This is a genomic window from Amycolatopsis magusensis (assembly GCF_017875555.1).
In the GTDB taxonomy this organism is placed as follows: Bacteria; Actinomycetota; Actinomycetes; order Mycobacteriales; family Pseudonocardiaceae; genus Amycolatopsis; species Amycolatopsis magusensis.
The window spans coordinates 4,961,677-4,988,022 of sequence record NZ_JAGGMS010000001.1; the positions used below are offsets into that span (position 1 = coordinate 4,961,677).

The 26,346-nt window shown below is 69.1% G+C and carries 8 protein-coding genes; 3 read left to right on the forward strand and 5 right to left on the reverse strand.

Annotated elements, in window-relative coordinates; translation table 11 throughout:
* Positions 1-6 precede the first annotated feature (6 nt).
* The 5 genes from JOM49_RS44125 to JOM49_RS43160 form a co-directional block, all read right to left on the reverse strand.
* Complete coding sequence (locus JOM49_RS44125; protein WP_308158837.1) at positions 7-2,991, reverse strand: type I polyketide synthase; 2,985 nt, start codon at positions 2,989-2,991, stop codon at positions 7-9.
* Positions 2,988-6,323: a non-ribosomal peptide synthetase gene (locus JOM49_RS22240; protein ID WP_209666176.1), complete on the reverse strand. Its 3,336-nt coding sequence runs from the start codon at positions 6,321-6,323 to the stop codon at positions 2,988-2,990. The genes JOM49_RS44125 and JOM49_RS22240 overlap by 4 nt, the downstream gene beginning before the upstream one ends.
* Positions 6,324-6,335: 12 nt before the next feature.
* Complete coding sequence (locus JOM49_RS22245; RefSeq protein WP_209666177.1) at positions 6,336-7,898, reverse strand: HAL/PAL/TAL family ammonia-lyase; 1,563 nt, start codon at positions 7,896-7,898, stop codon at positions 6,336-6,338.
* Between the two features lie 14 nt (positions 7,899-7,912).
* Positions 7,913-12,352 carry a non-ribosomal peptide synthetase gene (locus JOM49_RS22250; RefSeq protein WP_209666178.1) on the reverse strand — a complete coding sequence of 1,480 codons (4,440 nt, stop codon included), beginning with the start codon at positions 12,350-12,352 and terminating at the stop codon, positions 7,913-7,915.
* A gap of 122 nt (positions 12,353-12,474) precedes the next feature.
* Positions 12,475-12,747 (reverse strand): hypothetical protein, encoded by a 273-nt coding sequence (locus JOM49_RS43160; RefSeq protein ID WP_245369417.1) that lies wholly within the window; start codon positions 12,745-12,747, stop codon positions 12,475-12,477.
* A gap of 15 nt (positions 12,748-12,762) precedes the next feature.
* Between JOM49_RS43160 and JOM49_RS22255 the strand changes: the two genes are divergently transcribed.
* Genes JOM49_RS22255 through JOM49_RS22265 form a run of 3 tightly spaced genes read left to right on the forward strand, consistent with a single transcriptional unit; the run spans position 12,763 to position 26,321 of the window.
* Complete coding sequence (locus JOM49_RS22255) at positions 12,763-13,692, forward strand: BtrH N-terminal domain-containing protein (RefSeq protein WP_245369418.1); 930 nt, start codon at positions 12,763-12,765, stop codon at positions 13,690-13,692.
* A 6-nt stretch (positions 13,693-13,698) separates the two neighbouring features.
* Positions 13,699-21,849 carry a non-ribosomal peptide synthetase gene (locus JOM49_RS22260; RefSeq protein WP_209666180.1) on the forward strand — a complete coding sequence of 2,717 codons (8,151 nt, stop codon included), beginning with the start codon at positions 13,699-13,701 and terminating at the stop codon, positions 21,847-21,849.
* A complete protein-coding gene (locus tag JOM49_RS22265) occupies positions 21,846-26,321 on the forward strand; it encodes a non-ribosomal peptide synthetase (protein WP_209666181.1) in 4,476 nt (1,491 codons plus the stop codon). Before JOM49_RS22260 ends, JOM49_RS22265 begins: the two co-directional genes overlap by 4 nt.
* The last annotated feature ends 25 nt before the right edge of the window (positions 26,322-26,346 follow it).

The window sequence follows — 26,346 nt, forward strand, 5'->3', positions numbered from 1 at the left end:
GGTCGGTCAGTCCGATTCGGTGAGCCGTCTGACGTCGTCGTCGCTCAGAGACTCCAGTTCCTCGAGGAGCAGCCGCTCGATCTCGGCGGCCTGCCCGGCCGGAGTGGCGAGCTCGAAGAAGCGTTCGATGGACAGGCGGACCTGGAACCTGTCCCGCAGCCGGGCCGTGATCTGCGTTGCCAGGAGGGAATGACCGCCGAGGTTGACGAAGGAGTCGTGAGGGCCAACGTGCGGGGAGCCGAGCAGGTGGCGCCAGATGTCCAAGACCCCTTGCGTGACTTCATCCATATCGCCCGGTTCGGCCACCGGATCGGAATCCTTCGGCCGCGTGGCGTCGGCCGCCGCCGTCGTCGTGGATCGCGGAATCTTCCCGTTGCCGTCGACCCAATGCCGCCGGCGTTCGAATGGATAGGTCGGCAGCGGAACCCGACGGCACCGGCGTTCGCCGTGGTACGCGTTCCAGTCGACGGTGACGCCGGCGGCCCACAGGCCGGCGAGTGCGGGGGTGAGGGGGTCGATGTCTCGGCGCGTAGGGAATGTGGCCACCACGGGTGTGTCGGCCATGGGGTGCTGCTTCGCCATGCTGAACAGCGTGCTACCAGGCCCGATGTCCAGCAGCGCTCGCGGCGGGGTGGCTTGCAGGGTCGCGACGCCGTCGGAGAACCGTACGGTGGCAAGCATGTGCCGCGCCCAGTAGTCCGGACTGGCCGCCTCCTCGTCGGTGATCCACGTCCCGGTGACCGTCGAGACGTACGGCATCGTCGGCGGTCGCGGCCCGGTCTTCGCCACGGCCGCGTTGAAGCCGGCCATGGCAGGCTCCACAAGGGGAGAGTGGAACGCGTGCGAAGTCTCGAGTCGCCGGGTGATCACTCCGCGCCCGGCCAGTTCGGCCTCGCACTCGGCGATCGCGTCTTCCTGCCCGGCCAGCACCCCCAAACTCGGCCCGTTCACGGCGGCCAGCCCGACCTCGCCGGACACCAGTTCGGCGAGATCGGCCTCCGGCAAGGGAACGCTGAGCATCGCGCCCGGTGCGAGGTCCTGCATCAGCTTCCCCCGGGTGACCAGTAATCGCAGCGTGTCCTCGAACTCGAAGACCCCGGCAAGGCAGGCGGCGGTGAACTCTCCGACGCTGTGCCCGATCACGGCCTGCGGTTGGACGCCCCACGACATCCACAGCTTCGCCAGCGCGTACTGGACGGCGAACAAGATGGGCTGGGCCACCGCGGTACGCCGCATCGCTGCCGCATCGTGACCTCTGACCAGCAGGTCACGGAGGTCCAGCCCGAGATCGCCGGCGGTGAGTTCCGCCGACCGGTCGATGTGCTCGCGGAACAACGGCTCGTCGGCGTAGAGTCCGGCCGCGCCCACCCAGCGGACGCCCTGCCCCGGGAACATGAACACGGCCCCGCGGTCGACGGGCCGGCCGCTCGCGGCGACCACGCGTTCCGGGTCGCCGTCGCCCCGCAGGGCTCGCACGGCGTCCTCGGCGCGCTGGCAGATCACCACGCGCCGGTGACGCATGGCTCTGCGGCCGACCTGCAAGGTGTACGCGACGTCACCGACTTCGCCCGCCTCGGGGGCTGTCAGGTGTTCGGCCAGATTCTCGCTCATGGTCTGCAACGCCGTCGATGTCGCGGCCGACAACGTCAGCAGGTGCCATTTCCGATGCGGGCCGGTGGGAGCCGGCGGATCGGCCTCCTGGAGAACGACGTGTGCGTTCGTGCCGCCCATGCCGAATGAGCTGACTCCGGCACGACGTGGCACGCCGGGTGCCGGCCGGTCCCACGGAGTCAACTCGTCGTTGACGTGCAGGCCGGCCTCCGCGAGCCCGGCACGCGGATTGGGCTCGGTGAAGTGCAGGCTCGCGGGGAGCGTCCGGTGACGCAGGGCCAGCACGGTCTTGATCAGGCCGGCCACCCCGGCCGCGGCATCCAGGTGACCGATGTTGGTCTTCACCGAACCGATCGCCCTGGTGCCGCCGACCGGTTTGCCCATGGCCCGGCCGAGGGCAGCGACCTCGATCGGGTCGCCGAGTGCGGTTCCGGTGCCGTGGGCCTCGATGTAGGACACCGTTGCCGGGTCGACCCCGGCCACGTGGATGGCCTCGGTGATCACCGAGGCTTGGCCCGCGCTGCTGGGTGCGGTGTAGCCGGACTTGCCCGCGCCGTCGTTGTTCACCGCCGAGCCGATGATGACCGCGTGAACGGTGTCGCCGTCGCTCAGTGCGTCGCTCAGCCTGCGCAGCACCACCACGCCCGCTCCGCTGCCGGCGACTGTGCCGGCGGCAGCCGCGTCGAACGCCCGGCAGTGTCCGTCCGGGGACAGGATGCCTTCCTCTTCGTGAAGGTAGCCCGCGATCTGCGGCAGGGCGACGGTGACCCCACCGGCCAGTGCCATGTCGCACTCCTCGGCCAGCAGCGCCTGGATGGCCTGGTGGACCGCGACGAGAGAGGTGGAGCACGCGGTCTGCACCGTGATCGCGGGCCCACGCAGATCGAGCCGGTGCGCCACCCGCATGGTCAGGTGGTCCTTGTCGTTCGCCAGCATGATCCGGTACTGGCCGACGGTCTCGACGGTGTGCTGGTCGGCCAGCAGCGACAGCAGATATCCGCTGACCCCACTGCCGGCGTACACACCTACCCGGCCATCGGAGCGGGTGGTGTCGTGGCCTGCGTGTTCGATGGCTTCCCATGCGCACTCGAGGAACAATCGCTGCTGCGGGTCGATGATCCGCGCGTCCAGCGCGTTGTAGCCGAAGAACTCGGCATCGAACCCCTCGATACCGGGCACGATCCCGCGCGCCGGCACGTACCTGGGGTCGTCGGCGGTCGCCGCGAGCACGCCGGCTTCGACCAGTTCCGCACAGGAGAAGAACGAGATGGATTCGTTGCCGGCGACCAGGTTCTGCCACAGCGTGTCGACACTGACCGCGCCAGGGAACCGGCCTGCCATGCCGATGACCGCCACGCTCGTCTCGGGATCGCCCGTCACGGCTGGTCCTCCTTGGCCTGGTTCCGCTGTGGCCGGTGCCGCCTCCGTGCCTGCCTGCGGCGTACCGCGCGGTCGCGGGCCTCGTCCAGTTGCGTCGTAGTGGACGTCTTGCCGAGAACGTGCTCGGCAAGACCCCGCACCGTGGGGTACTGGAAGATGTCGATCACGTTGAACTCCGGCACCGTGCCGCGCACCGCGCGGTGCAGCCGAACCGCCATCACCGAATGTGCTCCGAGTTCGAAGACGTTGTCGTCCACGCTGATCTGCTCGACGCCCAGCAGGCCGGCCCACCTCTCGGCCAGCACCGCCTCGGTGGCGTTGCGGGGTGCGGCGCGATATGCCCGATCGGTGTCGCCCGTGATCGTGGAGATCGGCGGCAGCGCCTGGCGGTCGGCTTTCCCGCTGACGGTGGTCGGCACCCGGTCGAGGAAGGCGAAGCCCGACGGGATCATGTGACTCGGCAGGCAACTGCCGAGAAAAGCCCGCAGATCGCGTGGGGCCGGCCGCGGCACCGAGGTGCTCACCACGTACGCCCCGAGCGTGGTGGCGCCGGTCGCGTCTTCACGCACCGCCGCGATGGCATCGGTGACATCCGGATGTGCTCGCAGGGCTACCTCGATCTCGCCGAGCTCGATCCGGAAGCCACGGACTTTGACCTGGTCGTCGATGCGCCCGAGAAACTCCAGGTCGTCGTTGCCGGTGCGGCGCACCAGGTCGCCCGAGCGGTAGCACCGCCGTCCGGGTACGTACGGATCGGTGACGAACGTCGTCGCGTCGAGCTCGGGCCGGTCGAGGTAGCCGCGGCCGACCAGTGGGCCCGCGATGAGCAGTTCCCCCGCGAAACCGACCGGAACCGGCCGCAACTCGGGATCCACCACGAGCAACCGTGCGTGTGGCAGAGCCGTGCCGATGAAGCTGCGGGCGGACCTGGTGTCGGTTCCCGTCACCGGCCGCCGGGTGGCCCAGATGGTCGTCTCGGTCGGGCCGAACATGTTCACCACGCTGGGTGCGCCTCGCGAGTACCGCTCGAGCCAGGGGGCCAGCAATCGGAAGTCGAGGCGTTCGCCGCCGAGAACCACCAGCCGCAGGTGGTCCAGCCGCTCGGGCGCGTCCTTGTCGGCCGCGATCAGCCCGGCGAACGCGGTGGGCGTCTGCGACAGTACGGTGACCTTCTCCGCGGCGAGCAGCTTGTGCAACTCGGTGGGGGAGCGACTGACCGAATACGGCACGATCACCAGTCGCCCGCCGTGCAGGAGCGCGCCGAACACCTCCCACACCGAGACGTCGAAGCCGTAGTGGTGGAACATCACCCAGCTGTCCTCGGCGCCGATCTCGTACAGGTCGCGGACTTCCTGGAACAGCCGCGTCACGTTGCGATGCTCGATCTGCACACCCTTGGGCTTTCCGGTGGAACCGGACGTGTAGAGCACGTAGGCGAGGTCGGCGGGGTCGCCACTTCGCGGTGGTGGTGAGCCGTTGTCCCGCGGTACCGACTCGATCGCCAGGACCCGCGCCGGGGCCCAGGACAGCCGTTCGGTGAAGGCATCGGTGGTGACCAGGAACTGTGCATCGCTGTCGTCGAGCACGGTCCGCATCCGCTCGATGGGATCGTCGGGGTCGATCGGGATGTACGCGGCTCCGGCCTTGAGCACACCGAGCATCGCTACGACCTGTTCCGCGCAGCGCGGAAGGCACAGCGCGACCAGCGTGCCTCGTCGCGCCCCGAGGGCGTGCAGCCACGTCGCGAGCCGGTTCGCGCGTCCGTCGAGGTCCGCGTAGCTGATGTGCCGGTCGCCGTCGACGATGGCGACAGCTTCGGGCGTCCTGCGCACCTGGTCGGCGAACATCTCGTGCACGCGACGATCGGGTCCACTGTGGACGATAGGCGTCGACCACTCGGTCAGGAGCGCCGATCGCTCTTTCTCCGTGAGCAGCGGCAGGTCGCCGATCGCCCGGTCGGGATCGGCGACGATCCCGTCGAGAACGGTGGTGAGATGACCGGCGAGCCGTGCGATGGTGGCCGGTTCGAACAGGTCGGTGCTGTACTCGAGGTGGCCGGTCAGCCCACCACGGTGTTCGACGAAGCCAAGCGTGAGATCCAGCTTCGCGTGCCTGCCGAGCCCGGTGATGACCTCCGCGCGCGCATCCGGCAGGCCGCGTAGTTCCAGTGGCATGTTGTGCAGGACGCACATCACCTGGAACACGGGATTGCGGCTGGCGTCGGGCAACTGCCGCGAGTGCTCGACGATCCGCTCGAACGGGATCTCTTGGTGCTCGAACGCCTCCAGCACCACCGTGCGCACCCGCCCGAGCAGTTCCCGGAAGGTGGGAGCGCCGGCGAGGGACGTCCGCAGTGCCAGGGTGTTGATGAAGCAGCCGACGACCTGTTCGGTCTCCGTGCGCGGCCGTCCGGCGACCGGTGTGCCGATGACGATGTCGTCCTGCCGGGCGTGGCGGGCCAGAACGACCTGGAACGCGGCCAGCAGAACCATGAACAGCGTGGCGTTCTCGCCTCTGGCCAGCCGGGTGAGCGCGGTGACCGTGGTCGGGGGCAGGTCGAAAGTCTGCTCGTCGCCCCGGTAGGTGGGGACGGCGGGCCGAGGGTGGTCGGTCGGCAGCTCGAGCGCTCGCGGTGCCCCGTCGAGCTGTCGCCGCCAGTAGTCCAGCTGCCCATCCAGTTCGCCGCGGCCCAGCCTGGTGACCTGCCAGAGCGCGTAGTCGGCGTACTGGATGGTTGGCGCGACCGTGTTGCCCCCCGCGTACTCGGTGGTCAGTTCCTCCAGGACGATGCGGATGGACCAACCGTCGGACACGATGTGGTGCGTCACGACCGCCAGCACGTGCTCGTCGTCGGCGAGCCGGATCACCCTGACCCGCAACAGCGGTGGCCGGGCGAGGTCGAAAGGCCGCTCCGCCGCCTCGCGGACCAGCTCGCCCGCGGCGAACTCCCTGGCCCCGGCGGGGAGCTGGAGTAGGGACTCGACGCGCACATCCGCCGACACATCGGAGACCGGGGTTTGCACCGGGCCGTCGTCGGCCAGGACGATCGCGGTGCGCAGCGCCTCGTGCCGCTCCACCACCGCGGCGACGCACCGGTCGATCCGGTCGGGCAGAAAAGGTCCGCGGAGCCGTATCGCGACCAGTTCGTTGTAGGCGCCGACGCCGGGTGTCAGCTGTTCGGCCAGCCAAATGCGCAGTTGGGAGGGGGACAACGGGACCGGTTTCCGTGGATCCTGCCGCGGGTGAACACCGGATCGGGCGCGCTCCGCGGCCAGCTGCTCGTGCAGTAGCAGTTCGGCCAGCGCCCGCCGTTCGTCGGCTGCCGAGGTCATAACCGTCTCCTGTCAGGTCAGGGATGCTGCCCAGGCGGCCCGGTTGTCGCGCAGGTGGTCTCTGGCCAGCTCGATGTCCCTGGCCTGCAGTCGATCCTCGGACAGGAAGGGGATTCGTTGCCGGAACTCGTCGACGATCGACTTCGTGGCAGGGGACAGCCGCAGCCCGGGGTTGAGGTCGATCGCCTGCACCGCGGTCATCAGCTCGATCGCCAGTACGTACTCGGTGTTGCCGATGATCTGGTCGAGCTTGTATGCGCTGGTGCCGCCCATGCTGACGTGGTCCTCCTGGAGCTGGCAGGTGGGAATCGTGTCGATACTGGCCGGGGTGGACAGCACCTTGTTCTCGTTGACGAGCGCGGCGGAGGTGTACTGCGGAATCATCAACCCGGAGTCGAGTCCCGGTTCGGCGACGAGGAAGCTGGGCAGGCCGTGCTGGCCGGACAGCAGTTGGTAGGTGCGCCGCTCGGATATGTTGGCCAGTTCGCTCGTGGCTATGGCGAGGAAATCCAGTGCGAAGGCGGTCGACTGACCGTGCAGGTTGCCGCCGAGAATGACCTGGTCGCTCTCGGCGAAGAACAGTGGGTTGTCCGAAACGCTGTTGCATTCCCGCCACACCACATCCTCGGCGAAGCCGTGCGTCTGGCGTACTGCGGCGTGTACCTGCGGTACGCAACGGAACGAGTACGGGTCCTCCTTCGCCGCGTTGCATCCGGAGAGGGTGTGGTGGTTGCTGCCTGCCAGCAGCGCGCGCAGGTTCGCCGCGACCACACCGCGCTGCTCGTGTAGCGAGGTTTCGTGGAGGATCTGCTGGTAGAAGGTCTCGGCGCAGCTGAACGCCTGGATGCTGAGCGAGCTGATCAGGTCGGCGCACCTGATCAGCTCGCCTGCCCGCAGGATCGAGTCGGCGGCCAGCGAGTTGATGTACTGCACGCCGTTGGTCAGTGCGAGTCCTTCTTTGGGACCGAGTCGAAGTGGCTGCCAGCCCAGGTCGGCCAGTGCGGTGTCGGCGGGCACGATGTCGCCGTCGCGATGTACCTCCCCGAGCCCGATCAACGGCAGGGCGAGGTGTGCGAGCGGCGCGAGGTCTCCGCTCGCTCCGACCGTGCCGCGCTTGGGGATCACCGGGATCACATCGGTGTTCCAGTGGTCCAGCATCCGGTTCACCGTCTGCAGGGTGATCCCGGAGCGACCTGCTCGGAACGTCAGGAGTTTCACCAGCATCACCAGCCGGGAGAGATACTCCGAGACCGGCTCGCCGATGCCACACGCATGTGAAACCAGGTGTTTGTGCTGCAGATCGGACATCCGGTCGGGGTCGATGCGGGTTTCGCACAACGAACCGAATCCGGTGTTCACTCCGTAGATGTGCCGGTCCTCGCCGGCGATCGACCGCACGTACCGGGCACCGGACACTATGTTCTTTTCGACCGCGTCCGACAACCGCAGCCGAGGACGATCGCGGGCGATGGCGGCCAGCTCCGCGAGTGGGTAGGTGTCGAGCGTGACCTCGATCGTCGGCCGGTCGGCCGGGAACAGCGGCGTCGGGGACTGCGCTGTCGCGGGCTCTGCCATGGGCGTCCTGCTCCTCAGTTCGTGTCGGCCGGCGTCGCCCGGCGGCGGGCGAGCAGGATGCGGATCTCGTCGTCGGAAAGGCCGTCCAGGTCTTGTTCGATCGAGCTCAACCGGTCAGCCTGGCCGAGCAGGCGGCGGCCTGCCTCCACGGCCGCCGCCACCGCCGCCACCGTCGGCGCGTCGAACAGGTCCTGGAGCGGGATCGTGACGCCGTAGAACTCGTCGACCCGGTTGACGAACCTGGCGGCCTGGAGCGAGTTGGCGCCGAGGTCGAACAGATCGGCGGTGACGCTGACGTCGGCGACCCCGAGCACCTCGGCCGCCAATTCGGCCAGATGCCGCTCGATCGGGGTACGACCCGCCACGCCCACCGCGGCGGGCCACCCACCCGCGGATGGCTCGGGTAACGCGGTTCGGTCGATCTTGCCGTTGACGTTGCGCGGCAGCGAGGTCGACAGCACGACCTCGGCAGGCACCATGTGTGCCGGCACCCTGCTGCGCAGGTGGTCTCGCAGGTCGTCGACGGGACCGTCGGCTTCCACGAAGGCGACCAGTCGCTGGGCGCCCTCGTGGGTGAACACCCGTGCGGCGCAGCGCCGCACGTGCGGGTGCCGGGCGACGGCGGACTCGACGTCCTCGAGCTCCAGCCGGATCCCGGACAGCTTCACCTGGTTGTCGGTGCGGCCCGCGAACTCCAGAAGGCCGTCCTGGTTCAGTACGGCGAGGTCTCCCGTCCGGTACAGCACGCCAGGCACTTCGGGGAACGGGCTGCGCGTGTAGCGCGTGCCGGTCTGCCCGGCACCGCAGTGATAGCCGTCGGACAGGTACCGGCTGGCGATCCAGATCTCACCGATCACCCCTGGCGGGCACAGGTGACCGGTGTCGTCGACGAGCAGCAGGTGCCGCCCGGGGATCGGCCGGCCGATCGGAACCGTCGCCGCGTCGTCGCGCACGTGCCCCACCACATTGAACGTCGCCGCGACGACCTCGGTCGGCCCGTACACGTTCACCGCTCGCACCCGGTCACCGAACCTGTCCCGCAGTGTCCTGACCAGACTGGCGGGCAACGCTTCACCGACGAACAACACGGTGCGCAGTTCCGCGAGCGACCGCTCGGTCCGCCCGCGTGTCTCGAGCGCGCGGAGGACCTCCGCGAACAAGCCGGGGATGATCTGCAGCAGGGTGATGCGCTGGTCGCGCAGCCACTCGCCGATCCCGGCGGGATCGACGGGGGCCGACGGTGGCCGGGTGCACAGGGTGGCACCGTGGCACAACGCTCCGAAGATCTCGCAGTAGGCGACGTCGAACGACAGCGACGCGAGCTGGCCGAGGCGCAGGCCGGGGCCGATGGCGAACTGGTCGCTCTGCCACTGGGCGAACTGCACCAGATCGCGATGGCGGTGGGGAATCCCCTTGGGCACTCCGGTGGAGCCCGACGTGAAGGCGAGGTACGCGAGGTCGCCGGGGGTCACCCCGCGGGCCGGGTCGGCCGGCGACTGGTCGGCGAAGTCGTGGACGGTGAAGGGGGTGTTCGTATCGCTCGCGTCCTCCGCGAGCACCAGCACGCGTGCGGGCAGTGTGGAGGCGTGCTCGGCTGCTGTGGCCAGGTCGAGCACCACCAGGGCGGGATCGACGCCGGCCAGGGTCTTCATTATCCGGTCAGCCGGACTGCTCGGGTCCAGGCAGACGAACATCGCGCCCGCTTTCAGCACCCCCAGCAGGGCCGCCACCGCCACCGGACCGTTGCGCATCAGCAGCACTACCGGCTGCTCGGCCAGGACACCCGAACCGATGAGGCCGTGCGCGATCCGGTTGGCCCATTCGTTCAGCTCGCGATAGGTCCATTGCCGACCGAGGTCACTCAGCGCCGGCGCGAGCGGAGTGCGGGTGGCGCACTCCTCGAACCGACCGTGCAGCGTCGCGTCGACGGCCTCGAAGTCCGGTTGCGCCAGCGCGCCGAGGACGGCGCGGTACTCACCGGGCGGCAGGGTCGGTATCTCCGCGATCGGCCGGTCCGGCCGCGCGCCGAGTTCGGCGAGCAGGTGTTCGAGGCTCCCGCCGAATCGCGGCGCGGCGACCACATCGGCCTGACACCACACAGTGCCTTCAAGGCGGCCACCGCTTGCACTGACGTCGAAGGTGACCTCGAACGGTGCGCTCGTGACGACCTCGGTCACGTCGGACGCTGGGGAATCGGTGACCCGTACCGTCGCCGTGATCGCCGGTGCCAGGCCGAGCGGCACGTCCCGGTGTTCGAGGGCGCCGAGATAGCGTTCCGCGGTCTGGGTGACGAGACCACGGAACGTGTCGTGTGGACGGACGACAACACGCACGGGCAGCACGTCGGCGAAGCAACCCACAGTGCCGTCCGACTCCGGGTCCGGTGCGTGGACACCGAGAACAAGGTCCTGCTGATGGGTGTACCGCTGGAGGGCCACGGCGAGCCCGGCGATCACCGCCGGCTGTAGTGGCAGGTTCTCCTTGCGGCACAGCGCGTCCACCTGTTCGACGGGGGCACTGACGGGCAGACCGGTCGCGTGGGTGGACGGTGTCTTGGCACGTGGTGCCAGGCCGGCCACCGGGGTCGCACCGGCCAGCACGTCGCGCCAGTACGTTTCGAGCCTGGCCATCCGCGCACCGGTCAGCCGCCGACGTTGCCGGAGGGCGTAGTCCACGAACTCCGGGCCCTTTCCGCGGTCGGCCTGGCCGGCGAGCAGATCGCGGAGCAGGAGACGGTGGGACGGTTCATCGACCGCGAACCGGTGCGACGCCACGAGCAGGATGAACTCGTCACCGTCGGGAATCAGGTCGACGGTCACCGGGGGGTGAACGGTGAGATCGACGGGCGTGGAGAGCACCGTGGCGACGACCGCGTCTGGGTTTCTGTCCGTCCCGCGAGCGTGTTCGCGCAGAACCAGATCGCCGGGCGCGGTAACCCGCAGTCGCGGTTCGCCGTCCACCAGGCACACCCGAGTGCGCAGAACCTCATTTCGTTGTTCGAGCCGGCGCACCGCGGCGCCCAGAGCGGCCTTGTCGAACACGCCGCGTTCGATGGTCGCGATCTTCCAGGCTGGGTCGCCGGGGCATTCCCGCTCGGCAGACCACCAGCGCGGTTGCTGACGTGCCAACGGGAACAGCTGCGCGCGATCCGCCGGCTCCTGGTGACCTGATGCCGTGGCGCGCAAGCGCGCGATCGGCAGGTCCGGGTCCAGGGTGAGTTGTCGTGCCATGGTCTGGAAGTCGGCGAAGAGCTGCTCGATGGTGTCCTGGCGGAAAAGGTCGGTGTCGTACTGGACCATCGCGTCGATCTCGGCCGGCCCCGGGGTCAAGAACAGCGACAGGTCCTGTTGCGCATGGTCGACATCCACCGGGAACGTTCGCACGCTCAGGCCGTCGGCGAGCTCGAAGTCGAAACCGGTGAACGGCTGGAATGCCAGTGCGACACGGAAAAGGGGCCCGCCATCGCCGCCCGGCCGGGCGGCGAGCCGGTCGGTCAGGCTCTGCAACGGCAGTTGCTGATGGACGAGTGCGTCGGAGACCGTCTTCCGGACGCGGGCGAGCAACTCACGGAACGTCGGATCACCGCTGAGGTCGGTGCGGAAGGCCAGGACGTTGATGAATGGGCCGAGTAGACGTTCCCAGCGTTCGTCGTGGCGGTTGGACACAGGTCCGCCGATACAGAAGTCCGGCTGTCCGCTCTGCCGCCACAGCAGTAGCTGGAACAAGGCGAGCCACGCCATGAATGGAGTGGCGGCTTCCCCGGCCGCGATCGTCCGCACCCGATCGGCGACCTCGGCGTCGATGGTGAATCGATGCGCCCTTCCCCGCATTCGCTGCCGAGTGGGCCGCGGGAAGTCGGTGGCGAGTTCGAGCGGTGGACACCCGTCGCCCAGTTGCCCGACCCAGTAGGCGACGTCGGCGTCGAAGGCGCCGCTGTCGTGTTCCGCACGTTGCCACACCGCGTAGTCGCCGTACTGGTTGTCGAGGTCCGGCAGTGCGGCGGGCCGCCCGGCCACCCGGCTGCGGTACAACTCACCGAACTCGGCGAGGAACACGCCGAGCGACCACCCGTCGAAGATCGCGTGATGGACCACGAGGACCAGTCGGTGCCGCTCGGCAGGCCCATCGACCAATGCCACCCGCACCAGGGATTCCGAGTGGTAGTCGAACGGCTCGTGAGCGATCGACGTCGTCAGCCGTTCCAGTTGGTCTGGGCCGGTCACCTCGTGGCGGCTCAGCACGCCCTCCACAAGGGGCGGGAATCGTTGGGTCAGCAGGCCGTGCCGGACGCTGAATCTGGTACGCAGCACGTCGTGCCGCCGGACGATCCCGGTCAGCGCCCATTCGACGGCTGCGGTGTCCAGCGCGCCGACGATGTCCATGCCGAACGCCAGGTTGTGCAGACTCGTGTTCGGCCGCAACTGGTCGACGAACCAGAAACGCTCCTGCGTCATGGACGCCGGAATCGGCTCCGGGTGATCACGCCGCTCTGGACCGTGGCGCACCGCGAGATCACCTCCGCAAGACGGGTTCGTTCAGCAACTGAGATCGAAACTAACACGATTTCCGGCAATGATCAGTCATGATTTTGACTTACCGGTCGAGCTGTGGTGGAACTATTCCGCGTCATTTCGGTAAGTGCTGTGGTGACCACTGGGTAAGCGTTGTGGTTACCTGGAACATTTCCCTTGACGTCCATGTTCTCGTCAGCAAGGATCGGATCCGATAGCCAATCGGTGGACAAATATTCGGGGTCTGTCAAATGAGAGTTCTGCTTGACGACATGGAATTCTGGTTCCATGAGTTGTGCAGCTGCCTGCAGGATTGCTTCGGCACCCTGCTGCGGCACCAGGGGCAGAATCCGATGAATGCCCTCGGCGCTTCCTGGTGGTTTTACCATGATATGGAGCCGGTGCGTGGCGAGGAGTTCTACTACCCGGCGCCCCGGCCTTCGCTCGGCGAGAATCTCATGCCTTTTCATCAGGTTCGGGCCGAGTGGCGTGAACCGGCCGACGTCGAGAGCGGATGGCAGGACATTCGTGCGTCGATCCTCGACGGCCGGCCTGCCATCGTCGCGGTGGACAACTTCCACATGCCGATCCGGCCGGCCTTCGGCGATGTGCACGCCGCGCACCTGATGGTGGTGTGGGGGTTCGACGACGAGGCGAGAGAGGTGTACCTGCTGGAGTCGACCCCACCCCAGTACACCGGCCCGGTCGGGCTCGAAGACTTCATGCGGGCACGGGCGTCGGTCAACGAGTCCAGGCCGCACACCCGGGACTACTTCTTCGCCGACTCCAGTATCCGCGGCCGCTGGATCGACGTCACCATGGGCGAGTTCCCGGTGGTCGACAGGGAATGGGTCGCCCAGGTGGTCACCGCCAACACGCGTGGTTTCACCGCCCCTGGTACCGGACCCGGCTGGGCCGGGCTGACCGGTCTGGAGAGCTGGCTCACGCGGGTGTGCGAGCGCGCGGCGAACGTCGACGAGGCGGGTACAGCGCTGGCCGAGCTCTACACGGTCGGCTGGGCCGCGCAGGCAGCCACCGCGTTGCACGGCGACTTCCTGCGTGAGGTCGGCAACCGGTTCGGCTGTGACGCATTGGTGTACGCCGGTCGCTCGGTGGATCGCCTCGCCAGCCAGTGGACACCGCTGCGGATTCTCGGCGCTCACGGGTCGGCCGGCGGGCAGTCGGTCGCCGAACAGCTGTGGGAGCGATCGCTCCGGTTCGTCGCCGATCACCGGAACGCGGTGCGGCAGCTGGAGTCGGCGGCCACGGCATTGCTGAGGTAGGTGGTCATGATACTGGAAGCCAACGCGTCACCGATAATCGCCCGGCTGGGCAGGCTCGCCTCCGAACGGCCGGACGATCTCGCGTTCCGGCAGCTGGCCGACGGTCGTGGCCCGGCCGGTGCGGTCACCTATCGCCGGCTGGCCGCCTCGGTGGCGGACATGGCGGAGGCACTCGCGCCGGTCGGGCCGGGGGAGCGCGTGGTCCTGTCGTTGCCCGCGGGCATCGACTTCGTTTCGGCGTTCCTGGGGTGCCTCGCCGCGCGGGTGATCGCCGTGCCGCTGCCACCGCGACCCGGACTGCGCTCGACCACGGCCGGCCTCGCTCGGCACCCGCTGGCCGCCGACTCCGCCGCGGTCGCCGCGGTGACCGCGGACGGACTGGTCGAACTGGGCGGCGCGCGGGGACAGAAGCCGGCTCCGGCAGCCGGGGACGTCGCCTTCCTGCAGTACACATCGGGCTCGACCGGGACGCCCAAAGGCGTGATGGTGACCCACACCAACCTCGCCAGCAACCTCACGGCCATCCAGGAGGGCATGTCCATCGGCGCGGCGGACCGGGTCCTGGTGTGGCTGCCGCCGTTCCACGACATGGGACTGATCGGTGGCATCCTGCAGCCGCTCTGGGCGGGCATCCCGTGCACTCTGCTCGCCCCGCAGGTGTTCGCGCGCCGGCCGCTGACCTGGCTCGAGGCGATCAGCGAGGACCGGTCGACGGTGTCCGGCGGACCCAACTTCGCGTTCGACATGTGCGTCGACCGCACGACGCCGAGCCAGCGGGCCGCGCTGGACCTGTCGTGCTGGCAGCTGGCCTTCGTCGGGTCGGAGCCGGTGCGAGCCGGTACCTTGCGCCGGTTCGCCGAGGCATTCGCTCCTGCCGGGTTCCTGCCGGAGGCGCTGTACCCGTGTTATGGCCTTGCCGAGTCGACGCTCGTCGTGTCCGGTGGCCGCCGTGGTAGCGGTCTGAAGACCGTGCCGCATCCCGAGAACGAAGATCTGGAACTGGTCAGCTGCGGCAGCGTCCTCGGCGGACAGGACATCAAGATCGTCGATGCGGCGACCGGCGCGGCCTTGCCGCCGGGAAGTACGGGGCAGGTGCTGGTCCGGGGAGGCAGCGTGACCGCGGGCTACTGGGGAAACCCGGATGCCGGCGCGCGGACCTTCACCGAGGACGGGTGGTTGCGCACCGGTGACCTGGGTCTGCTGGTGGACAACGAGTTGTGCGTACACGGTCGGCTCAAGGACACCGTCGTCATCCGTGGCCGGAACCTGTTCCCGGAGGACATCGAGGAGGCGGTCCGGGCCGCTGATGTGGCTCTGCGCGGTACCGCGGTGGCCGCGTTCGGCGTGGACGGTGCGGAGGGGGAGCGGCTCGTGGTCGTCGTCGAGGTATCGACGGCCAGCTCGCGGGACTCCGACGCCGGCTACGCCACGGTCGCCGCGGCGGTCCGGGCCGCGGTCGTCCGCGAATCGGGCGTCAGCCCGGCCGTGGTGGCGTTCGCGCGGCGCGGCGCGCTGCCGAGGACGACGAGCGGCAAGGTGCGCCGCTCGGCAACCCGCGCGGCCTACCTCAGTGCCGAGTTGCGGCTGCTGGCCGATGATCGGGTCGCTGAACAGGGGAGCCACGGCACCTCCTTGCCGCCGATGCTCACCAGGGAGGCGTTGCTCCGGCTCGATCCGGGCGAGCGGCGGACCTCGCTCACCGGTGGACTGCGCGCCTGGCTGGCCGCGGCGACGGGAGTGCCGGCCAAGCGGGTGGATCCGGACCGCTCGCTCCTGGCGGCCGGACTGGACTCACTGATGCTCGTGCAGCTACAGGGGGATCTCGCGGCGCGGTTCGGCATTGAACTGGCCGCGACGGCCCTCGCCGGAGCGGAGTCACTCGACGCGCTGGCCACCATGCTCGATGATCGGCTGGCTGACGCGCCCACACGGGTGGAGCAGAACGTCGCGACCGGTTCCGCCACGGAGTTGTCCGCGACCCAGATCGCCGCGTGGTACCAGGAACAACGGCGCCAGGGAACTTCGGTGAACCTGCTCTCCCGTGCGTTCCGGGTCGACAAGCCCGTCGATATCCGGACGCTGGAGGCCACCGTGCACCTGCTGGCCGAACGTCATCCCGCGTTGCGCACCGTGCTCGACGCCGGCAACCCCGTGCCCACCGGGAAGTTGCTGCCGTCCTCAGCGCTGCGAGTGTCCGTTGTGGACGCTCGCGACTGGTCGGATCCCGTGGCCGACGCCGCCCTGCGCCGTGAGGCGGCTAGGCCGTTCGGCAGCGCCGAGCCGCTGCTGCGGGCCTGTGTCCTGCGGCGGGCCGACCACGACGTACTGGTCCTCACCGTGCACCACGCCGCTGTCGACCTGTGGTCGGTGTCGTTGCTGATGGTCGAGTTCGACACGATCCACCGTGCGCTGACCGTCGGCGGGGAACCGGAACTCCCGGTCGCCGTCGACGGCGGTGTGCCCACTCCTGCCGAGCAGGAACACCTACGGCAGTGGTGGCGTGCGACGCTGGGCACGGCGGACCAGGTGCCGGCGATGCCCGTCGACCGGGACGCCCCGGCAGCCAGGACACCGGCTACCGGGTTGGTGACGCGGGCGTTGCCGGATGTCGCTGCCGGAGCCCTGTCCGACCTGGCCGGCGAGCTCGGGGTCAGCCCGTTCGCTGTTCTGCTCGCCTGCTGGAAAACCGTGCTGTTCGCCTACGGCGCCGGTGGTCCGGGCCCGATGCCGGTCACGGTCGGGTCACCCGCGTCCGGTCGTCGCCGGCCCCGGACACGGTCGGTCGTCGGCTTCCTCGCCAACCCGTTGCCGTTGCGTACCGAGGTGTCGGCGCGACTCCCGTTCGCCGAACTGGCCAGGCGGGTGCACCGGACGGTGCTGGATGCGCTCGACCACCAGGACCTGCCGTTCAGCGCTATCGTCGAGGCGACGTGCACGTCCCGCCACGATGGCCACAACCCGCTGTTCGACACGCTGTTCGTGCTGCACCAGCCGCCGCGGTTCGCGCCGGAAGGAACCGCCGGGCTGGCGTTGGGAACCGGTGACGCGCAGCTCACCCTCGGCGCGATGGACCTGCGGATGGTGCCGCTGCCGCCGCCGGACACACCGGTCGGCGTGACGGTTGAGATCGCCCTCGGCGAGGGAGCACGGGAGACCCACGTCGCACTGAAGTTCGCACGCGACAGCTATGACGGCCGTACCGCGGACCTGATGATCGAGGACTACCTCACGGCGCTGCGCCGGGTGCTGGCCGATCCGGGACGTGCAGTGGCCGAGTTGACCGGCGCTACGACCCCCAGGCAACTGGGCAGGCGAGCGGTGAGGGCGGACGCTCCGGTGGACGTCGTCCACCTGGTGGGTGCCCAAGCGGTCCGGCAACCCGATGCCATCGCCGTGCGGCAGGGTGACACCGTCCTCAGCTACCAGGGTGTGCTCGCGGCCAGCGACGCGTTGGCACAGCGGTTGCGTGCCGCCGGCGTGAGGCCGGAAGTGTGTGTCGGCGTCGCGTTGCCGCGTACCCCGGAGTTGGTGGTCGCCCTGCTCGCGGTATTGCGGGCGGGAGGCGCGTTCTTTCCGCTCGACGTGGCGTTGCCCTCGGCCCGGCAAGACGTGCTCATCGCTGACACGCGCCCGGCTGTGCTGCTCACGACAAGCGTGACCGCCGGCCGGGTCCCCGGCGGAGTTCCACAGGTGGTGCTCGACGAGCCGGGTCTGTGGTGGCGATCGCGGTCGGGGCCCCGGGCGCTGACTGACGAGGTGGTGCACCCGCAACAACTCGCCTACGTGCTGTTCACCTCGGGGTCGACCGGTCGCCCGAAGAGCGTGGCACTGACCCGTGGTGGCGTCTCGGCGCTCGCCGGCTGGGCGGCGCGGACCTACTCGCCCAGCGAGGTGGCAGGCGTGCTCGCCGGCACGCCGCTGGTGTTCGACCTGTCGGTGTTCGAGCTGGTCGTCACGTTGGCGGTCGGTGGCACCGTGGTGCTGGCCGAACACACCCTTGACTTGCCCCGGTTGCCGGAACGCGACCACGTCACCCTTGTCAACACCGTGCCGTCGGTGGCCGGGGAGCTACTCGCCAACGAGTGGCCCGCGGGTGTCCGCACCGCGAACCTCGCCGGTGAGCCGTTGCCGTCGGGGCTGGTCCGAGAACTCGACAAGGCGGGTGTCGGGCGGATCATGAATCTGTACGGCCCGTGCGAGGACACCACGTACTCGACCGGCACCGAGGTCGATCCGTCTGACAGCCGGCTGGTGACCATCGGGAGCCCGTTGCCCGGCAGCGGTGCGTACATCCTCACCGGAGACGGGCGGTACACCGATTCCGCCGCGCCGGGTGAGTTGCTGCTGACCGGACCCAAGGTGGCCCGCGGATACCTGGGGCGGCCAGGGCTCACCGCCGAACGGTTCCGGCCCGATCCCGGTCAGGAGCGGCCGGGAACCCGGGCGTATCACACGGGCGACCAGGTCCGCCGGCGTCACGACGGCGAACTGATCTTCCTCGGTCGCGCGGATCGGCAGGTCAAACTACGTGGGGTCCGCATCGAGCTGGCAGAGGTCGAGTCGGCGTTACGCGGCTGCGCGGGTGTTCGGGAGGTTGCTGTGCGGGTGCACAACGCCGGGCAACCGGACGCTGCGCTCGTCGCATACGTCGTCGGTGCGGTTCAAGCGGACGAACTGCGATGGCAGGCGGCGCGGGCGTTGCCACAGGCACTCGTCCCGCACCACTACGTGCCGGTGGATCGGTTGCCCAGGACCGTCAGTGACAAGCTCGATCGCGCCGCGCTCGGCAGGATGCCGGTGCCCGCGGCGGACCTGGTGGTAGCCAGCCGGGCCATGACGTCCACCGAGCGGCTGGTCGCCGAGGTGTGGTCCGCTGCGCTCGAGGTAGCCGCTCCCGGTCCGGATGCCGACTTCTTCCAGCAGGGAGGGCATTCCCTGCTTGCCATGCGGCTGTTGGCCGCTGTCGAAACACGGACCGGGGTCCGGGTCCCGTTGGAGGCGTTCCTCGCCCGGCCGACGATCGCGGGCATCGCCGAGCACGTCGACTCCTCGGTCCGGGAGGCGGTCACGGAGGATCCGGTACCGGCCGACGGCGAGCTCTTCCCGCTTTCCCCGACCCAGGAACGGTTCTGGCTGATTCATTCGCTCGCTCCGAAGGACGTCGCCTACCACGTCGCGGCTGTGCTGCGCCTGCGTGGCCGGCTTGACCTACCCCGGCTGGAACGCGCGTTGGCGGCGGTCGTCGCGCGGCACGATACCTTGCGCACGCGGTTCGCAGTGCGACGCGGGGAGCCCCGGTTGCTGGTCATGCCGGCCGCTCCGGTCCGGTTGGCGGTGACCGAGGTGGCCGAGGAGGAAGCCATCGACCTCGGCGCGGCTGAGGCCCGCACGCCCTTCGAGCTGACCGCCGGTCCGGCGTGGCGGGTGCGGTTGCTACGGACTGGTGACGAATACCGGCTGGTCTTCGTGGCGCACCACCTCATCTGTGATGGATGGTCGCTGGAGCTGCTCGCTCGTGAGATCGAGCAGTTCTGGGCCGACGACTCCGGCACGGCGCGGTCGGCGCCCTCCTTCGCCCGATGGGCCGCGGCACAACAGCTCGAGTGGGCCGACCCCGCCGCTGCCGGACTTGCCTGGTGGCGTGAGCGTCTGGCGAACCTGCCCGACCTGCAACTGCCCGTGGACCGGCAGAGCGCGCCCGCAGAACGCCGGGTGGGGGGCATCGCCGTCAGGCGGTTGCCGGCCGCCACCGTCGCTGCGCTCGACGAGGTGTGCCGGAAGGAAGGCTCGACCCGGTTCGCCGCGCTCACGGCTCTGCTCGGTGTGGTTCTGGGTGTCCAGAGCGGGCAGAAGTCCTTCGGGATCGGCACACCGGCGGCCGGGCGTACGTCGGCGTCGAGAGCCGGGATCTTCGGATGCGTGGCCAACACGGTTGTGCTCCGCATCGACCTGGCTGGCCGGCCGACTTTCCGCGAGCTGCTGATACGGGCCTGGGCGGACCTGCGGGGTGCGATCGCCTACCAGGAGGTGCCCTTCGCCATGGTGGTGCGCGAGCTGACGGCCGGGCGGCCACTGGAGGCAGCCCCGCTGTTCCGGGTGATGATCGCCGATCAGCCCCGGCAGCTGGACCTCGCGCTCGGCGGCGTGCGCTGCGACCTGACGCCGTTGAGCACCGGCACCGCGAAGTTCGACCTGAGCGTGTTGATCGACACCGGTGACGACGTGGACGTCACCTTCGAGTACGACGCGACCCTTTTCGACGAATCCACCATAAACGAGCTCGCGAACAGGTTCGTCCGGCTGGCTGTCGCCGTAGCGTCGGACGTGGACGTAGTGGTCGACGAGGTCGATCTCGCCGACGATGCCGAACGCACGCTGGTCGCCAGCTGGGGCGACGGTGGCGCTGTGCCGGACATGGGTGTTTCCTCCTTGCCCGAGGCCGTCCTCCGGCAGGCGTCCCGGACTCCCGATCGCATCGCCGTCACCGCGAGGGACGGCTCGCTCAGCTACGAGGCGCTCGCCACGCACGTCAACCGCCTCGCGGTCGGCCTGCGGCGGCGCGGAATCGGTGCGGAGGACCGGATAGCGATCTGCCACGAGCGGACCTCGGTGCTGGTCGTTGCGGTGTTGGGGGTGCTCGCCGCGGGTGCGGCGTACCTGCCGATCCGGCTGACCGACCCGGCGGAGCGGCGTGCCGAGATGCTGGCCGATGCCGAGGTACGGCTCGTGCTGTGTGACGCGGAAACCCAAAGCTGGCTGGACACGTGGGGCGTTCCCGCGGCAACCGTGGCCGAGGTCGTCGCTGAGGTCCCCACCGGGTCCGTGGTGCCATGGCAGGTTGATGACCGGCAATTGGCCTACGTGCTCTACACATCCGGGTCGACCGGCCGGCCGAAGGGGGTCGCGGTCACCCACCGCGGTGCGATGGCACGCGTCATCTGGGCCTGTTCCTCATTCAGCGGCGAAGAGTTGAGCGGGGTGCTTGCCGCCACCGCTCTCGGTTTCGACCTCTCGCTGTTCGAGCTGTTCGCACCGCTGGCGGCCGGAGGTACGGCGGTGCTGGCCGAGAACATCCTCGAGCTGCGCGAGTTGCCCGATCGCGCGCGCATCACCATGGTGACCGCCGTCCCGTCCAGTATGGCCGCCCTGCTCGACATGGATGGCTGGCCGGCGACGGTGCGAACCGTCGGACTCGGTGGCGAACCGCTGTCCGCGCAGCTCGCCGAGCGCGTACGGGAGCTGAGTCCCGGCCGGGTGGTCAACCTCTACGGGACGACCGAGGACAGTTTCTGCTCGACGTGGGCTCGGCTGGACGACGACGTGATCACGGTCGGCCGACCGCTACCCGGTACGAGGATCAGCGTGGTCGACGACGATGCCGATGTTGTACCGCTCGGGGTCACCGGTGAGATCACGGCGGCGGGTGTCGGCGTCTCCCGCGGCTACCTCAAGCGTCCCGGCCTGACCGCGGACGTGTACCGGCCCGATCCGGCCGGGCCGCCAGGCAGTCGGCTCTACCGCACCGGCGACCGTGGGCGCTGGACCGGTCGAGGGCTGCGGATGTCGGGTAGACGGGACGACCAGGTCAAGGTTCGTGGGCACCGGGTCGAGCTCGGGGAGGTCGAGGCGGCACTCGTGGCAGTCGACGGCGTCGCCGAGGCGGTGGCGCTCGTGAAGAGCGGTCCGGCTCCCGGGGATGCCCGTCTTGTCGCCTACGTGCGTGCGTCGAACAACGCCGGTGGCTTCGATGTCGGACGGTTGCGTGCCGCCTTGCGCAGGCGGCTGCCGGACTACATGGTTCCCTCGTCGTTCGTGGTCGTCGAGCAGATGCCGTACTCGCAATCCGGGAAGCTCGACCGCGCCGCGTTGGCCGGGATCGCGGTGGTCGAGTCCTCGGCTACGGGTTCGGGGAACGGCGAACCGCCACTGCCCGGAGCCGAGACCGACATCGCGCTCTTGTGGCAGGACATGCTCGGGACCCCCACGGTCTCCCGGTCGGCGCGTTTCTTCGAGCTCGGCGGTGACTCCCTGCTGGCCGGCCGGATGACCGCGCGGGTCAACGACACGTTCGGGGCGGACCTCCCGATCCGGCTGATCTTCGAGGACGACCGGTTGATGTCGTTCGCCGCTCACCTGGATCGGAGGGACCTCCGGTGACCGAAGAGCTCCAGCACGCCACCGCACGCCTTTCCCCGGCAAGGGCGGAACTGCTGCGCAGGTGGCGGTACGGCCGCGGCGTGGCCCGCGCCGAAGCGGCGGGGGACATCCCGAGGAGATCCGCGAACGGCCCGGCCGTGCTCTCCTTCGCCCAGGAACGGCTGTGGGTGCTGGAACAGCTCCTTGGACCCGGCAACTCCTACAACACGATCCCGCTCGCCGCGCGGCTCACCGGCCCGCTGGAGGTGGACGTGCTGACCCGCAGCCTGCGCCATGTCGTTGCCCGGCACGAGGTGATGCGATCCAGGTTCCCGGTGATCGACGGGCAGGCACGGCAGGTGGTCGAGGCGGAGGTGCCGGTCGACGTGCGCGTGGTGGACCTGCGTGCGGAGCCCGACCCGGAGGCGGAAGCGTTCCGCAGGGCGACGGCCGCCCGTGCGACGCCGTTCGACCTCGCCACCGGTCCGCTTTTCACCACCCAGTTGTTCCGGTTGTCGGATCAGGAACACTTCCTGCTGCACCTGACCCACCACATCATCTCGGATGGCTGGTCCGACGACGTGCTCATCCGCGAGGTCGCCGCGGGCTACCTGGCGTTCGCCGAAGGGCACGAACCGTCGCTGGCTCCGCTGCGGATACAGTTCGCGGACTACGCCACGTGGCAACGCGACCGGCTCAGGGGCCGCTCGCTCGAGGACCTGCTGGCTTACTGGCGTGACCGGCTCGCCGACGCGCCCACGGTCCTGGATCTGCCGACGGACAACCCACGCCCCGCCACGCAGCGGTTCCTGGGCGCGACATGTCCACTGTGGATTCCCGCGGAAGTGACTTCGGGGCTCAAGCTGCTCGCCAAGGCCGAGGACGCCACGCTGTTCATGACGCTGCTCGCCGCGGTGAGCGTGTTGCTCGGCCGGTATTCCGGTCAGCGGGAAGTGCTGATCGGCTCGCCCGTGGCGAACCGGACCGAACCGGTGACCGAGGACCTGATCGGCTGCTTCATCAACACCTTGGTCTTCCGGACCGATTTGCGTGGCGACCCGACCTTCCGGGACCTCCTCGGGGCGGTACGTGCCACGGCACTCGGTGCCTATGCCCACCAGGAACTGCCGTTCGAGCGGCTGGTCGACGAGTTGCAACCGGGCCGTGACACCTCCCGCCACCCGTTGTTCCAGGTGATGCTCGCACTGCAGAACAGCCCACCGGAGGCGCTGGAATTCGGCGCGTACCGGCTGGCTCCGATCGAGATGGACAACGGCGTCGCCAAGTTCGACATCACGATCGACCTCCGTGAGTACGATGGCGCGCTCACCGGCCGCGTCCAGTTCGACAGGGACCTGTTCGGCGATGCGACCCGCGACCGGATGACGACGCACCTGGGCAACCTGCTCGCCGCCGTCGCCGAGGACGCCGATCGGCGTCTCTCGGAGCTGCCGATGCTGAACGGGGCCGAGCTGGACCGGATGCTCTTCGGCTGGAACGACACCGCGGTGGACCGCCGTGCAGAGTGCCTTCACGAGCTCATCGAGCGGCAGGCCGTCGACCACTCGGCCGCGATCGCGGTGTCAGCGCCGGACGGTCAGCTCACCTATCAGGAACTCGACAGGCAGGCGGATCGACTCGCCCGTGAGCTTCGCGGGCTCGGCGTCGGCCAGGACACTCCGGTCGGGTTGCTCGTCGAGCGTTCGGTGTACCTGCCGATCGGCATACTGGGCATCTTGAAGGCCGGTGGCGGTTACGTGCCGCTGGATCCGCGCTACCCGGCGGGCCGCTTGGCGGACATGATCACTGACGCCCGGCTGCCGGTGATCGTGACGATGAGCTCGCTCACCGACGTGCTGACGGCGTATCGGGGACACGTCGTGTGCGTCGACAGAGCACACGGCGGCCGGTCGACGTCCCGGCCGGTCGCAGCCACCATCCCGGACTGCCTCGCGTACGTCATCTACACGTCCGGGTCCACCGGCAAGCCCAAGGGCGCGATGATCTCCCATCGCGCGGTGGCCAACATGATCACCTCCACGTTGGCAGGCACCGGCATCGGGGTGGGCGACAGCGTCCTCCAGTTCGCGACCGTGTGCTTCGACGTGTCGGTACTGGAGATCTTCGCCGCTCTGTGCTCCGGCGGCAGGCTGGTCATCCCAGATCAGGAGACCCTGCTCGACCCCGAGGGACTCACCGAACTGATGGTCCGCGAACAGGTGACCGTGTTCGACATCCCGCCCGCGGTGCTCGAACTGCTCTCGCCGGATTCGATTCCCTCTCTGCGAGTGCAGTTCATCGGCTGTGAGGCGTTCGGTGGCGAGTTGGCCACCCGGTGGCAGCGTCCGCACCGCCGGTTGATCAACGGATACGGTCCGACCGAGGCCACCGTGATGATGACCCTGATGGAACTGGACCAGCCCTACCACCGGATGCCGCCGATCGGCCGTCCGATGCCCAACCACCAAATCTACGTGCTGGACAGCTACGGTAGCCCGGTGCCGGCGGGCACTCCTGGTGAGCTCTACATCGGTGGCGCGGGGCTGGCCAGGGGATACCTCGGGCGGCCGGGGATGACCGCGGGCAAGTTCGTGCCGGACCCGTTCGGCCGGCAACCGGGGGCCCGGTTGTACCGGACCGGAGACCTGGTTCGATACCAGCCCGACGGTACGCTGGACTTCGTCGGCCGCGCCGACCAGCAGGTCAAGATCCGTGGTCTGCGCATCGAGCTCGGTGAGATCGAATCGGTGCTCGGCGAACACCCGGAGGCCGGACACGCGGTCGCGGCGGTCCACGAACCAGCGGGCGGCGCCAAGCAGTTGGTCGCCTACGTCCAGCTCGACCGGATCACCAGTCACTCGGCCGGCGAGCTGCGAACGTGGCTGGTGGACCGGCTGCCCACCCATTTGCTCCCGCAGGTCATCATTCCCGTCGAGCGGTTCCCCCTTACCTCGAGTGGCAAGGTCGACCGGGCCGGGTTGCCCGACCCGGCCGCCGCGCTCGACGCCATCGCAAGCACCGGGGAACAGCTCGGGAGCGCCGTCGAACGCACTCTTGGCGATGAGATCTTCGCCGAAATCCTCGGCGTGGACCGAGTGGGCCCGCACAGCAGCTTCTTCCAGCTCGGCGGCAGCTCACTGCAACTGGCCGTGTTGCAAGCCCGTATTTCTGAACGCTTCGGCCTCCAGGTGCCGCTGAAGGTGCTCTTCGAAGGCCCTTCAGTGGGCCAGCTGGCGCGCTACCTGGGTGACCAGGGCATCGAAGCCGAACCCGTTGGCGGGCGGGCTGAGCGCACTCGGCCCGCCCAGGTTCCGCTGACGTGGCAACAGCAACGCGTCTGGAGCCGGCGCTGGTCGTACAACAAGCCATTGGCCGCCCGGCTCAAGGGATGGCTGGATCCCGGCGCCGTGCAGGCCGCGGTGCACCGGCTGGCCGACAGGCACGAGATGCTCCGCACGGTCTTCGACACCGACGGCCCCGAGGTGCGACAGGTGATCAGCACATCGGTCCGGCCCGAGTTCGCGGTCATCGACGTGCCCGACATGGACGGCGCGATGCGGATCGTGGCCGACGAGGTACACCACGAGTTCGACCTTCGCGACGGGTCATTGGCCCGTGTGCTGTTGTTGCGACTGGACGACTTCGAACACGTGCTGGTGGCGACATTGCACCCGTTGCTGTGGGACGGCGGGTCCCGCGGCATCTTCGCCCGCGACCTTCTGGTGCTCGGCGAGCTGGCCGAAGGCGACCTGCCACCGATGATCTCGCAGTATTCGGATTACGCCGTGTGGGAGGAGGAGCAGCGAGCCGGCCGGGAGTACACGCGGTCGGCCCGGTACTGGGCGGACCGGCTGGCCGGCTCGTCGCGATTGCTCCTGCCGGGCCGCCTAGGCGGGGAGCCTGGGGGAGCGGGCGCCCAGCACCGGCTCGAACTGCCGTCGGGTGTCATCAATGCCGTCACAGCGTTCGCGAGAGCGGAGAACGCGACGCCACACAACGTGCTGTTGACGGCGTTCATGTTGGCGTTGCGGCAGTTCACGGCAGAGACCGATATCGTGGTCGGCGTCCCCCTCGCCAACCGCGTCCACCCCGGCGCCACCGAAGTGATCGGTCAGTTCGTCAACACTGTTCCGCTCCGGGTCGTGTTCGGGGACGACCGTTCCTTCCGTTCGGCGCTGCGGCGGGTGCGAACAGCCATGGCGGAGGCGAGCGAGCACCAGCACTCGCCGCCACCGGAGGCGGGGATGCCGCGGATCACCTTCGACCTGATGGAGGTGGCGGGGGAACTGCCGGAAGCCGTTGGCGTGGAACTCATCCCGGTCGAAGTGGACACCGGGCACGCCGACTTCGAACTGACGCTCGCGGTGGAACGCCGTGCGGATGGCCTGCATGCGTTGATGAGGTACGACACAGAGGTTCACCCGGCCGACACCGTGCGGCGGTTGACCGATGTCTGCACGGCGATCCTTCTGGAGACAATCAATGGCGGGTGAGCGATGATTCACGCTAGTGTTCGTG